General features: G+C 61.6%; 9 protein-coding genes. 7 read left to right on the forward strand and 2 right to left on the reverse strand.

From position 1 onward, the window contains the following. Positions 1-51 precede the first annotated feature (51 nt). The 6 genes from SX1_RS04870 to SX1_RS04895 all read left to right on the forward strand — a co-directional run bounded on the left by SX1_RS04870 (position 52) and on the right by SX1_RS04895 (position 8957). A complete protein-coding gene (locus SX1_RS04870) occupies positions 52-1551 on the forward strand; it encodes a lipopolysaccharide biosynthesis protein (protein ID WP_255209701.1) in 1500 nt (499 codons plus the stop codon). Further along, a complete protein-coding gene (locus tag SX1_RS04875) occupies positions 1548-2591 on the forward strand; it encodes an acyltransferase family protein (protein ID WP_019052158.1) in 1044 nt (347 codons plus the stop codon). The genes SX1_RS04870 and SX1_RS04875 overlap by 4 nt, the downstream gene beginning before the upstream one ends. 477 nt (positions 2592-3068) lie before the next feature. Continuing rightward, the gene (locus tag SX1_RS04880) at positions 3069-3482 is read left to right on the forward strand and encodes a calcium-binding protein (RefSeq protein WP_019052159.1); all 414 of its coding nucleotides are present in this window, start codon (positions 3069-3071) and stop codon (positions 3480-3482) included. Positions 3483-3930: 448 nt separating this feature from the next. Beyond that, positions 3931-5787, forward strand: coding sequence for an acyltransferase family protein (locus SX1_RS04885; RefSeq protein WP_019052160.1), 1857 nt, complete (start codon positions 3931-3933; stop codon positions 5785-5787). 62 nt (positions 5788-5849) lie between these two features. Beyond that, entirely contained in the window at positions 5850-7598 is a 1749-nt protein-coding gene (locus tag SX1_RS04890; RefSeq protein WP_241763563.1) for a type I secretion system permease/ATPase, read from the forward strand. Between the two features lie 21 nt (positions 7599-7619). Next, positions 7620-8957, forward strand: a complete 1338-nt coding sequence (locus SX1_RS04895; RefSeq protein WP_019052161.1) for an HlyD family type I secretion periplasmic adaptor subunit — start codon at positions 7620-7622, stop codon at positions 8955-8957. A 102-nt stretch (positions 8958-9059) separates the two neighbouring features. Here SX1_RS04895 and SX1_RS04900 read toward each other — a convergent pair whose 3' ends face one another. After that, entirely contained in the window at positions 9060-10331 is a 1272-nt protein-coding gene (locus tag SX1_RS04900; RefSeq protein ID WP_255209702.1) for an outer membrane beta-barrel protein, read from the reverse strand. A gap of 188 nt (positions 10332-10519) precedes the next feature. Here SX1_RS04900 and SX1_RS04905 point away from each other — a divergent pair, with 188 nt between their 5' ends. Then, positions 10520-11755: a right-handed parallel beta-helix repeat-containing protein gene (locus tag SX1_RS04905; RefSeq protein ID WP_019052163.1), complete on the forward strand. Its 1236-nt coding sequence runs from the start codon at positions 10520-10522 to the stop codon at positions 11753-11755. 795 nt (positions 11756-12550) lie between these two features. On the opposite strand, the gene pgeF is transcribed toward SX1_RS04905, so the two are convergent. Then, entirely contained in the window at positions 12551-13312 is a 762-nt protein-coding gene (gene pgeF, locus SX1_RS04910; RefSeq protein ID WP_017181198.1) for a peptidoglycan editing factor PgeF, read from the reverse strand. Positions 13313-13413: the final 101 nt, after the last annotated feature.

Genomic DNA, 13413 nt, shown 5'->3' on the forward strand with positions numbered 1-13413 from the left:
CGGATGAACCGGCCCGTTGTGGGCGGTGTAGGGGTAGCAGGGGCACATCCGATGGCGACAGCGCGGCGACGGCAGATGCCATATTGGCTGGCGTCCATATTGACATATGGCTTCGTCAATGTGGTGACGCGCGGCGCAAGCGGCGTGCTGACGCTGCTCTACGCCTATCGCCTGACGCCCGGCGAACTGGGTTCCTACGCCATTTTGATCACCATCGCGGCGTTGATCGACGTCGTCACCAACCTGGGCGTGACCCAGGCCATCCTGCGGCAATATTTCGATTTCAAGCATGATGGCGACGCCGGGAAGGCCTTTCTGGCGCGGGTCATACGGCTGACCCGGCTGATCGGGCTGACGCTGGTCGTCGTGGCGGGCCTCATCTGCCTGTCGATGTGGGACCATCTGGTCAGCAATCATCTGCCCAGCTGGCCCTATCTGCCGCTGATGCTGGTCTATGCCTATGTCATGCGCAGCAGCAAGATTTTCGATATAGTCGCGCGCACGCTCGACAAGCCGGGCATGTTCGCCACCTATCGCCTGGTGCAGATGGCGGCGCTGATCCTGCTGTCGTTCCTGTTCGTGTTCCAGTTGCGCTGGGGCCTCCAGGGGGCTTTGCTGGCGACGGTCGGGTCGGCTGTTTTCGGTGCGGCGATCCGATCCTATCTGTTCCGCAACCAACTGCCTGCGTCCGGCCGGTCCGACCGATCGGAAATCACGGCGCTCTACAGCTACGGCCTGCCGCTCCTGCCGCGCGAACTGGCGGAATGGGGCCGCATCCCCGCCCAGCGGCTGATCGTCGCGAGCGTCATGTCGGTCGCCGATGTCGGCATGTTCTTCCTGGGCAGTTCGATGGTCGCCATGCTGACCATGCTCACCGATTCGATCGAAATGTGGCTCAACCCGCAATATATGCGGTTGCGGACCAGCACGGGCGCGGACGTCAAGGCGCGGCTGCACATGATCCGCCAGATGCTGCTGGGCGTGGTGACGCCGGTCTATATCGGGTCCATCCTGTTCCTGCCCGACATCATCCGGCTCGTCCTGCCGCCCGGCTATGCAGCGACGCTGCCGATTCTGGGGCCGCTGCTGCTGGCATCCTATGTCCAGATCCAGTCGCAGTTTCAGCAGCGCCAGCTCCTGTTTCTCAAACGCACCGTCTCGGTTTCGGTCGTGACCATCTCCACCTCCGCGGCCTCGCTGGCGGCGGCCTATGTCGCGGGCGGCCATTGGGGCGTGCAGGGGGTTGCCTGGGCGGTCGCTTTGGTCTCGACCGTCGGGCTGATGGCGGGTCGGGGCGTCGTGAGCCGCTATGAGGAGAATGAACTCACCCTGTCATCGTCCCTGTGCGGCCTCCTCATCGTATTCCTGCCGGCGCTGGTCATGTCGTTGCGCGCCGACATGGCGTTCGAATGGATATGGGAAGGGGTGAAGATGCTATATCTTCTCCTGGCCACCACGCTGGTCTTCCTGTTGTGGATGCGCGGCCATCTGGCCGAGCTTATGGGGGGCAAGGGCCAGAAAAAGAACAAAGGGATGGAGTCGGGCAAATGAGCGGCCCAGCGATTGAGGCATCCGCAGCGCCAGAGGCGGCAAGCGCGCCCCAGAGCGCGCCGGAGCGGCCACGGCTCGCCCATCTGGACGTGGGCCGCGGCATCGCGATCCTGCTCGTCGTGATCTTTCACGCCTATCGCGGCTTTCTCAATGCCGGGACGGCGGGGGCCGGGTCGATCTGGCCGTTGCTCGACTATAGCGTCTACATATTCCACATGGCCTTCTTCTTCATCGCGGCGGGCTATTGGGTGCCGCGCGCCTTGAAGAAGGGTAGAGGCCCTTATCTGAAGGACAAGCTGGCGACGACCTGGTGGCCGGCCGTGCTCTGGTCGCTCATCTATATCCTCATCAACAACGTCATGGCCTCCTATGTGAACAAGGCTGTTCCCATGGACGATCTGTGGCGGATCCTGTTCTTTCCCGCCCTGCACTTCTGGTTTCTGGGCGTGCTGTTCCTGTTCTTCCTGTGCATGGCGATCAGCCGGAACCTTTCCTTCTGGCTGCTGGTCGCGGTGGTCGCCTGCGGACTGGTCGATGTCTTTCCGATGCGGGAAACCTTCGCGCGCTATTGCCATTTCGGGATATTCTTCGTTGCCGGGGCCATATTGTCCACCAACCGGTCGCAGATGACGGGCAAATGGTGGCCGATCGCTCTGGTCGTGCTGGGCGCCACGATCTGGCTGGGGTTCGACAGGGGGATTGGTCTCTATTCGGGCTGGCTGGTCCCTGGCGGCTTTGCGGGGATCATCCTGCTGCTGGCGCTGGCCCAGGCGATCGCGGGTTATCGCGTGGGACAAGTGCTGGGGTGGATCGGCCAACGATCGATGCCGATCTACGTCCTGCACATTCTGCCCATGTCGGCGGCGCGAATCATCTTGCATCGCGTCGCGCCGGATTTGAATCTGGATCTGCGAATCCTGATCGTTTCCACCTCCGGCCTGATTTTTTCGCTGATTGGCTATGCACTTGCGGCTCGACTGAACCTGTTGACCCTTACCGGGCTGGGCAAGGACAAATCGCGCATTGCCGTGGCGAACTAGGACGTAAAATATAGATGACGGAACGCCGTTAAATTTTTTTTCATGCAAATTTCGCGCATGCGAGATGATGCGGAATGACTTGACAAAATCGTAACGATGGAATCCAAACGGCGGATACATCCCCGACCGCGACCACAGGCTCGCGGCGTTTCGCTTCTACATCCCCTGAAATCCGCCGTTTCAAGGCGTCATCGGTCGCATCGTCCCGCGCATGACTGTTGCTGTCGAGTCGATTGTTGCGGCGGCATGGACCCGCGGGGCCGGTTTGCGGGAAATATGACAATCTATGCTTACTGTCTCAAATAGAGGCAATCTCGCAATAGCGTAACGGCGAAGCATTGACGTGATATAGTTACCAAGTTACTAACGCCCCGCGGACAATGAGGCAGCAAACGTCTCTGGCTATAACCGCTTGAAGCAGTGAAATGAATTCGCGGGCGCAGCAGTTGAGCAACATTAACTAACAGGAGATGTCTTATGGCAGTCATTAAGGGTACGCCGGGCAACGGCAACACCGCAGACGATCTGACCGGCACCGATGCCGCAGACCAGATTGCGGGTGGCGACGGCAATGACCGGATTCGTGGCGGTTTGGGGGATGATTCCATCTCCGGCGGCGCTGGCGACGATGGCATCACCGGCAACCAGGGCGACGACCTGCTGTTCGGTGGCGACGGCAATGACGACCTCAATGGCGGCGCGGACTATGACACCGCCCAATATCGTGGCGCGCTGAGCGACTACACCATCTATCTGAACGATCGTGGCGAAGTCATCGTCATCGACAATGTCGGTAGCGATGGTCGCGACACGCTCAAGAACATCGAAGCTCTGAAGTTCTGGGAAAACGGCGCGTACAAGACCTACGCAATCGCCGACATTCTTCCCTGATCTAGCTGGGCTATTCGGCTGGCGCAGACCAACAGGGCTGCACCAGTCGATTTGCCTGCCTTCATCTTGTGAACAGTAAATTGCCGCTGACGCTGGGGATATGATCCACCAGAGTCAGCGGCAATTTGCTTTGGCGCTCCACAGCGTGCCTCTACGCCTTGCAGGCCTATCGCGACTTACGTATTTTCATCTTTGCCGCTGGCAAATCATCCCCTGGCGGATGGATTGCAAAGCCGTTGCATCCCTGCAAAGGCAGGAATGAGGGCAGGGGGCATCGGTCGCATGATTGGCGCCCCTGTAACGGATAGCCCTGTATCGGTTAGCTCTGTGTCGGATTGGTTCTGTGCCAGATTAACACGCGCTTGGTGACGGCAGGATGGATGTGTGGTGCGGGGCCGACTATCGGCAGGTGGCTGGCGCTAAATGCCTTTGGGGGGCGAGCAGATAGATGATCTACCGCAGGGATATCGACGGACTTCGTTCACTCGCGGTACTGCCCGTCGTGCTTTTCCACGCCCATGTGGCGGGGTTCGATGGTGGTTATGTCGGCGTCGATATATTTTTCGTCATATCGGGCTATCTGATCACCTCCATCCTGGCCAAGGACATTGATGCCGGGCGCTTTTCGCTGGTCACCTTTTACGAACGGCGCATCCGGCGCATCTTTCCCGCCCTGTTCGTGCTGTTGCTTGCCGTGCTGGTCGGCGGCGTTGCGATATTGCTGCCCAGTTTCCTGCGCGAACTGCCCGGCACGGTCATCGGCACCTTGCTGTTCGTGTCCAACATCATCTTCTGGATGAAGTCGGGATATTTCTCCGGCGATTCCGAACAAAAGCCGCTGCTGCACACATGGTCGCTGGGCGTCGAAGAGCAGTTTTACATCTTCTTTCCGGTCATCCTCTTCCTGCTCGCCCGTTATGCGCCGCGGTATCGTCTGCCGGTTGTCGCCGCCATGGCGGTCGCATCGCTGGTGGCCTGCATCGTCCTGACAAAGCCCTATCCCGATGCCAGCTTTTACCTGATTCATACCCGCGCCTGGGAATTGTTCGCCGGCTCCCTGCTTGCGCTGGGCGCCATGCCACAGATCCGATCGCCCATGGCGCGCGAAGTCGTGAGCCTGGCGGGGGCTGCCGCGATTCTGGTGGCGATATTCAGCTTCACCGATCAGACGCCGTTTCCCGGCTATGCCGCGCTGCTGCCCGTGCTGGGCAGCGTCGCCCTGTTGCACAGCGCGCCCGGCACCCTTGTCGGTCGGCTATTGTCGATGCGATTGCCCGTCGCGATCGGCCTGATCTCCTATTCGCTCTATCTGTGGCACTGGCCGATCGTCGTTTATGGCCGGTTCCTGGGCCTGTTCGCCCTGGGCGCGGCCGGGTCCGCCATCATTGTCGGCCTGTCTCTGGCGGCCGCGACCCTGTCCTATTTCTGGGTCGAGCAGCCATTTCGGAAAAAGGACCGTGTCGGCCGGGCCCGCCTGTTCATGCTGGCGGCGGTGGGCGCGCTGATTCTGGTGGCGGGCAGTGCGGCGCTGTGGGTCAAGCATGGCTGGCCGGAGCGTTTTGCCGCCTCGACGGTCGCCTATGACAATGGCCGTTATGATGTCAGCCCGCAGCGGGGACGGTGCCACCGCGACGAGGGCCATGACCGGCCGCTCGATCGATCCTGCGTGCTTGGCGCAGGCGCAAGCAAGGCCGTCCTGTGGGGCGACAGTCATGGCGTGGAACTGGCCAAGGCGCTGGCCGTCGGCGACCATGCGATTACCCAGATCACCTATTCCCATTGCCCCCCGGCGATCGGCTTTGATGATCCCTATCGTGCGGGGTGCAAGGCGCATAACCAAAGGGTGGCGGACTGGATTGCGGCGCAGCCGATCGACACGGTGGTGCTGGCCATGCGCTATCACACCTATCAGGACGCACCCGGCTTTTTCCAGGGGCTGGACCGGACGATTGCGATGCTTCGGCGCGCCGGAAAGACCGTGCGAATCATCGGTCCCGTGCCTTTCCCCGGTTTCGACGTCCCCACCCACCTCGCCAATGGCGGCACCCCGGCCATATCCCGCGCGGCGTGGGAAGCGGCGGACCGCGATACATTGAACTGGCTTGCCCGCAACGTGCCGTCGGATATAGCTGTGCTTCGGCCATCTGACACGCTATGCAACCGCACGTCATGCGCGCTCGCGCGGGATGGGCGTTCACTATATTTTGATGCCAATCATCTAACCCTGTTCGCCGCCGGATGGGTCACGCGGGAATTCTGGCAGAATTCCACGAACTCGCTTTCTCGTTCTGGCAAGAATATGTAGAACTCTGTTCATAAGACGCCAAGTCGGACGGGGCGGCTTGCGGCTTGATGCAGGACAAATTGATGCTGAAGGTATTTGATTCGGAATCGGAAATCGGTTCGGCGCTCCGTCGATTCCGCTTCGCCATAGGACAAATCAGCATAATCAGCGCGGTGCTGAACATTCTGATGCTGGGCGGCTCCTTTTTCATGCTGCTGGTCTATGACGAGGTATTGCCGAGTCGTAGCATCCCCACGCTTGTCGGCCTGTTGATCATCATCACTATTGTCTATTGCTTTCAGGGGGTGCTGGACCTGTTGCGGTCCAGGGCGATGATCCAGATCGGCGCATTGGTCGACCGGGAAATCACGCCGCGCGTCTTCGACGTCATCACCAAGATGGAGTTGCGGCGGCGCGAAATGCCCGAAGGGACGCAGGCCGCGCGCGATCTGGACGCGATCCGCTCCTATGTTTCGGGGTCGGGGCCGCTGGCCCTGCTCGATCTGCCATGGGTCTTTCTCTATCTGGCCGTCTTGTTCATGTTCCACTGGACGCTGGGCGTGCTCGCGTCGATCGGCGTTGTCGTGCTGGTCGCCATCATGCTGGCCGCCGACCGCATGACCAAATCGGCCACGATGAAGGCGACGCAGATCGGCTCCAGCCGATCGATGCTGATCGAAATGTGCCGGCGCAATGCCGAAGTCATCTATGCCCTGGGCATGCATCGCCGCGCCCGGCAATCGTGGGAAGATGCAACCGCCGCCTTCGTCCGGTCGACCGACCGGCTCGCCGATGTGGGCGGGCGGATGCAGGGGCTCAGCAAGACCTTCCGCATGTTGCTCCAATCCCTGATGCTGGCTGCGGGCGCTGCGCTGGTGATCGACAATCTGGCGTCGGGCGGCGTGATCATTGCCGGTTCGATCCTGAGCGCGCGGGCGCTCGCCCCGGTCGAATCGGTCATCAGCAACTGGAAGGGCATGACTGGCTGCGTCCAGGCGTGGCGGCGTCTCGACGCCATGCTCAAACAGGTGCCGGCGCCGATGCCGACCATGGAGTTGCCGCCGCCAAGCCAGCAATTGTCGGTGGAAGGGCTGACGCTTGGCCCGCCCGGCGCGAAGAAGGTGACCGTCAGCGATGTCACCTTCACCCTGAATGGCGGCGACGTGCTGGGGATTATCGGCGCGTCGGGGTCTGGCAAGTCCAGCCTTTTGCGCGGCCTTGTCGGGATATGGGAGCCTTTGCGCGGCGCGGTCAGGCTGGACGGCGCGTCGATCGACCAGTGGGACCCGGACATTTTGGGCGCGCATATCGGCTTCATGCCGCAGATGACGGACCTGTTCGATGGCACCATCGCGCAGAATATCGCGCGTTTCGACCCGGAAGCCCGGTCGGAAGACATTGTCGCCGCGGCCAAATCGGCCGATGTCCATGACATGATCGTCAAGCTGCCCAAGGGCTATAATCACCCCCTTGGCACCAATGGCGGCAATTTGTCCGCTGGCCAGCGTCAGCGCGTGGCATTGGCGCGGGCGCTTTATGGCGATCCCTTCCTGATCGCGCTGGACGAACCCAATTCCAATCTGGACGCCAATGGCGAAGATGCGCTGGGCGCGGCGATCCAGGCGGCGCGCGCGCGTAATGCGATTGCCATCATCGTTGCGCATCGCTCCAATATCCTGACCCATGTCACCCATCTGCTCGTGATGTCGAATGGCCAGATGCAGTTGTTCGGCGTGCGTGATAAGGTGATGGAGAAGATGAAGCTGCCTGCGCCCCGCCCGCCCCGCGTGGACGACAAGCCGGCGGCGATTTCGTCGGCCGGCGCCGCTTAGCAGTTCGACAGGGATTTCGGCATGTATTATCTGATCACCGACCAGCGCAGCGATCGTCCTGTCGAAATGACGCCAGCCGTCAAGCTGACGCGCAGCCTGCGCAACGCGATGCTGCTGGTGGGCATACTTGTTTTCGTGCTGGGCGGTCTGGCGGCCTTTTTGCCGATGGCCAGCGCCGTCATCGGGTCAGGGGAAGTGACGGTCGAAAGCCGCATCCGACAGATTGGTCATCCGACGGGCGGCGTGATCAAGGATTTGCCCGTGCGCGAAGGCCAGCATGTCAAGAAGGGGCAGTTGCTGATGGCCCTCGACAATCGGGTCAGTTCGGCATCGGCGGCGATGACCGGCGCGAATATCGACCAGCTCGAAGCGCGCGAAGCCCGGCTGATCGCGGAGCGGGACGGATTGCCGTCGATCATTTTCCCGGCATCGCTGCGCGCCCGTGCCAAGGATCCGGCAGTTGCGGAAATCATGCGGGTCGAACAGCGCGCCTTCGCGTTCCGCCGGGCATCGCGCGGGGGTCAGGAAGCGCAGGTGCAGGAAAGGATTCGCCAGACCCAGACGCAGATCGCCGGGTTCGACGATCAGGTCGTGTCGCTGCAAAAGCAGGCGGAACTGATGGACGATCAGCTGGCGGCCACCCGGATGCTTTGGGAAAAACGCTATACCACGCTCGACAAGCTGAGGTCGCTGGAACGGGCCGCCATCGCTGCGCACAGCAGCGTGGCCGATGCGCGGGTTCAGGCCGCGCAGGCGCGGGCGCGACTGTCGGAAATCAGCCAGCAGGGCATATCGATCACGTCCGATCTGAGCGGGCAGGCGGGGACTGATCTCGCCACCGTCCAGGCGCAGCTTATCGAACTGCGCCGCAACAATATCACCGCGATCACGGACGATGAACGCAATGCGATCCGCGCGCCATCCGATGGCGTCGTCGACAAGATCAAGTTCGCGACCATCGGCGGGATCGTGCCCGCGGGCGAAACGCTGATCGAACTGATCCCCGATGGCGACGATATGGAGGTGACGGCGCGCATCTCCATCGCCGATATCGATCAGGTCAGCCCCGGCCAGCCGGCCATGTTGCGCTTTTCCGCTTTCAACATGCGCACGACGCCTGAAATCGCCGGAACGGTCGTCTATGTGTCGGGCGATCGCCGCGCCGATGAGCGCAACGGCATGCCCTATTATGTCACGCGGGTTCAGGTGACGAAGGACGAGCTGAAAAAGCTGGACGGTTTGAAGCTGAAACCCGGCATGCCCGTGGAAACCTTCATCAAGACCGGCGAACGTTCGATGCTGAGCTATCTGGTCAAGCCGTTGAGAGACCAGCTCTACCGCGCGTTCCGGCACGACTAGCGCATTTTCCGGGCGGGCGGCAGGGTGCCGCTGGCCCGGAAAGGCTGGTGCGATTAGGTCGATGGACTGGCGCCCGCACAAACGCGCGGCGGCAGGCGTCGCTTACAGCGTCAGGACGATGCCCATGCTCACCCAGATGCCGTCGAAACTGTCGATCGGCGAATTGGTGTCTCGGCCATTATAGGAAACCCGCGATGTAACGGACCAGCGGCGATTGAGGCGATAGCGCCCAAGCAGGCTGCCGCCATATTCCGTCGCGTTGCCGGTCGTCACGCCGACCGGATTATAATGGACCGCATTCGCGCTGGCCGTGAACAGCAGGGCGGGCGTGGGCACATAGTCGACGGCCACCGTTCCGCGCGTGAACTGGTCGCCAGCCACCAGCGGCGACGCGGTTTCCTGAATATCGCGCAGGCCATTGACCCGCACCGTCAGATATTCGGTCGGGTTCCACAGCAGGTTGATATTGTAGGACAGGCTGCTGACATCGCGAAGCTGGGGTACCTGATCGCGATATTTGCGGGTCAGATAGCCGATCGTCGCGACGCCATAGAGGCGCTGGCTTATGTCAAAGCCCAGCCCGACTTCACCCTTTACGCGATAGGAGTTGCGATCGGGCGCCAGGCCCGAAGGAAAGCCAGGTTCCCCCGGCCCCAGGTCATAATAGAAACGGTCATAATCGACCTGCCCGATGACATCGATCCCCTCGCGCACCCGATAGCCAAGCCGGGCATTGCCGCCCAATTGGCTATAGTCGCGAAAATCCTGGTCGATGACGGTGCCGGTGCGGCTGATGGCGTCGGCAAAATCGACCCGCCTGCCGTGGACGCCAAAGCGATAGCTCAACCGGCCAGCGGAAAAGGCATAGGCCAGTTCGCCGTCGAACCGCCCATGATGGACGGGCGAGCGCGCCAGGGTGACATTGTTGCGCCCCGTGCGTTGATCCACTTCGCGCTGGGCGGATGCTTCGAATGTGATGTTCGCGCTGTCGACCGCGCCCCAGCGGTTGCGGGTCAGGACGCCGAATTCCGAAAAATTCTCATCCTTTGAATCGAAATGGAACCGGTTGGAATTGAACAGCTGGACGACATGGCTCGATTGCTGGCTGTTGCGGGCCATGGTGACACGGGGGGCCAGGGTGACATAGGCGTCGCCCCGGCGGTCTGCGTCCGATGCCACGACATTGTCGGTGCCGGTCAGGTCGTAGGTCAGTGCCGGATAGACAAAAACCGTGCCGATCCGGCCGCCGATGGGCTTATATTCGTCAGGGACACGGGCCGCCACGCCGACATCGTCGGGGATTTGCTGCGCATAACCCGTTACGGGGATGGATGTGACCGCGGCAGTCGCCGCGATCCAGAAGTAATGTTTCAATTGAAACCCCCAAGCGGCCTGACGTATCATGGTCACCGGCCTCTATACACCAGAGTCGATGCCTGTAAATCTCCGGTTAACCATCAAAATGCAGGGCGCGCATGGTCGCCCTTTTTGTACGAGAAGCGCCTGCCCAGGCAGGCATCACATAGGCTGCACACGCCGTTGGGCGATGGGAGAGGTGAGCGATGAACCATTTTGCGATTGCAGGGATCGTCCTGACCGCTGTTACCGGCCTGTACGTCGCGTCCGCCAGCAATCCCAATGTCGTGGGCGAACGCCTGCTCGCCCAGCAGCAGGATATTGCGGCGCTGCGCATGGATGCGGACGTCCTGCCAGCGCTGCCGCCGACCGGGCTAGACGCAGCGGTATTCCGCAAGGCAAAGCCGCAGCGCTTCGTCTGGGTATCGGCTGGCGCGCCCGCTCAGTCGGGGAATGGCAGCCGCGACCGTCCCTTCGCCCGGATCGGCGATGCGGTGATGATGGCCCGCCCCGGTACGGCCATTATGGTGAAGGCGGGCACCTATAATGAAAATGTCCTCTTTCCCAAAAGGACGAACGGCACGCCCGATGCGCCGATCTGGCTGGTGTCGGCGGACGGCCCGCAGGCGGCCCGGATCGTGGCCCCGCGCGAAGGCAAATGGGCCGCGATCGGGGGCGGAGGGACCGACAATGTCCTGGTGCAGGGATTTCATGTCACCGGGGGCCATAATGGCATCCAGTTCAGCCAGAACGGCTATGACTATCACGATACCGTCAACAATATCGCCGTCTATGGCAACGTCATCGACAATCCCAAGGAAGATGGTGTGAAGATCAACGGCGGCAGCAATGTGATCGTCGCGGACAATGTCATCACCAACTGCTATGACGAAGCCATCGACCTGCTGGGCATCGTCAATGGCCAGATTTCGCACAACAGCGTGTCGAAGGTGGACTCGCGGACCGGGGCGATATCGGTCAAGGGCGGCAGCGACCGGATACTGATCGACGCCAACAAGATCAGCGACATCACCTCCGATGGCGTGCTGGTGGGCGGCTGGACCAGCCCGCGCATGGCGTCGCGCCCCGGCTATGAGGGGTTTGAGGCGCGTAATGTCCGCGTGACCGGCAATCTGGTCCAGGGGGTGGGCAAGCGCGCGGTAAACATCATGGCCGCCCAGCGCGTCGACGTCAGCGGCAATTATCTGGATGTGTCCCCGACCTATGGCGCGGCGATCGAACTTGGCCGCAACCATCCCCGCGCGGCGGTCGCCCTCTATTCCTCCGATGTCGCGATCGCCAATAATCAGTTCAGCCGGAAGGCGGGCCGCATGCGCTCCATGGAGGGGACGGGCAAGGTCAGGTTCCTGAACAACCGGAACGGAGGGCGACCAGCCCTGTCCGTCGGCGCGCGCCCCGTACCGCTGCCCTTTTCCCGCTGACGGCGCGCGCGGCGCGTCGTCATCATCGCTTGAGGCGCCTGTCCCGGCGCTGATCCTGTCTGCCGCGCGTCGGACGGGTGGTTGACGACGCCTCCCGGCGCCACTTGCCTGACATTATCGAAGTTTTTTTATTGTTCGGACCTGAGCCGGGCCGGCGTCGGTTCGCGCGACGATAATGCCGATTTTTCAAATCAATAGCTGAGAGAATCGCCCGTTTTTCGGGGCAAATCGCCCGTGCCGGAGGGCCGCAATCCCTGCGGCGTTAAGGAAACTTTGTAAAGAAAAATCGTTGGGTAGCTGTACGAGAAAAAAACCTATGCTAAGGATAAAAGAAAACCATATTTTTGGAGAGGTCGTATGTTGAATTCTATGCCGCGCAGTTATGCGCCCCGTTTCTTGATCACCGCGAGTGTTTCTGCCGCGCTTTGGATCGGAATTGGCACTATTATATTCACGGGTTTGCAGTAAAACTGCCAATTATCAAATATTTGGGAATCTGCTCACGGGCAGTTCAGTGACGGCTGCGCCTATGCGTAGTCGGTATGCATGTTGGTCTGTGCCGATACAGGCGTCATGCTTGTCCGCTACTGCAAGCGCAGCCTTTTTTGTCGCGTAGCCGCGCGGACATCAAAAGCAAGTCGCAGGCAGTATATTTGCAATTATATTACAACATCGCCCTGTCGAATGTTCCAAAGATGCTTTTCCGCCGACCCCTCGATAGGCAGCGTTACTGGCACGGCTCGTCCCGCCCGCTCACCTGGCGGAAATCGTCCCTGATCGCCCCGCTCCAGCCTGTTACGCGGGCAGGCCGATCATCGACAATTGCCGCCCATAATCCGGCTCGTTGCGATGGCAGGACCGGCGATAGCTGAAAAAGCGGTCCGGCTGGCTGTACGTATCCTCATCCAGCAGATCGATCCGTCCGACCCCGGCCGCCGCCAGCCGGGAGGCGACATAGGCGGCAATGTCGAACTGCACATGCCCCAGCCGCCCCGCCGTGAAGAAGCGCGCATTATCGGCATCGTCCCGCTCGAACCGCTCGGCGAAATCCAGCGTCACCTCATAGGAGGAGCGCCCGATACAGGGACCGATCGCACAGCCGATCCGCTCCCGCTGCGCCCCCAGCGCCGTCATCGCCGCGATCGTCGCGTCGGTCACCCCGCCAATCGCCCCCTTCCATCCGGCATGGGCCGCGCCGACCACGCCCGCCGCCCGGTCGGCAAACAGCACAGGCACGCAGTCCGCGGTCAATATGCCCAGCAACAGGCCCGGCCGATCCGTCACCATCCCGTCGGCGGCGGGGCGCTCGGCGTCCGGCACCGCGGCGCTGACGGTCACGACATCGGGCGAATGGACCTGATGCACCGTCACCAGCGCCGCGCCGGGCATCACCGCGTCACGCGCCAGTTCGCGGTTGCGCAGCACCGCCGCGCGATCGTCCTGCGACCCCAGGCCGACATTGAGACCCGCATGAACACCCTCCGACACCCCGCCGCGCCGCCCGGCAAAGCCATGGGGCAGGTCATGCAGGCCGGGTGCTGTCAGCAGGTCGATCATCATCACTCCTCATCATTCGACCATGGATGGTCATGTCTTGGTCGCGCAACATACTTGCGCGCGCGCGATTAGGCGATAGTCTCCGATCCCATAGCAAAAGG

This window comes from Sphingobium xenophagum NBRC 107872, from assembly GCF_000367345.1.
Lineage (GTDB): Bacteria > Pseudomonadota > Alphaproteobacteria > Sphingomonadales > Sphingomonadaceae > Sphingobium > Sphingobium xenophagum.

Coding starts and splice junctions, on each gene's coding strand:
- SX1_RS04870 (WP_255209701.1), top strand. CDS start 52: ATGGCGACAGCGCGGCGACGGCAGATGCCATATTGGCTGGCGTCCATA.
- SX1_RS04875 (WP_019052158.1), top strand. CDS start 1,548: ATGAGCGGCCCAGCGATTGAGGCATCCGCAGCGCCAGAGGCGGCAAGC.
- SX1_RS04880 (WP_019052159.1), top strand. CDS start 3,069: ATGGCAGTCATTAAGGGTACGCCGGGCAACGGCAACACCGCAGACGAT.
- SX1_RS04885 (WP_019052160.1), top strand. CDS start 3,931: ATGATCTACCGCAGGGATATCGACGGACTTCGTTCACTCGCGGTACTG.
- SX1_RS04890 (WP_241763563.1), top strand. CDS start 5,850: ATGCTGAAGGTATTTGATTCGGAATCGGAAATCGGTTCGGCGCTCCGT.
- SX1_RS04895 (WP_019052161.1), top strand. CDS start 7,620: ATGTATTATCTGATCACCGACCAGCGCAGCGATCGTCCTGTCGAAATG.
- SX1_RS04905 (WP_019052163.1), top strand. CDS start 10,520: ATGAACCATTTTGCGATTGCAGGGATCGTCCTGACCGCTGTTACCGGC.
- pgeF (WP_017181198.1), bottom strand. CDS start 13,312: ATGATCGACCTGCTGACAGCACCCGGCCTGCATGACCTGCCCCATGGC.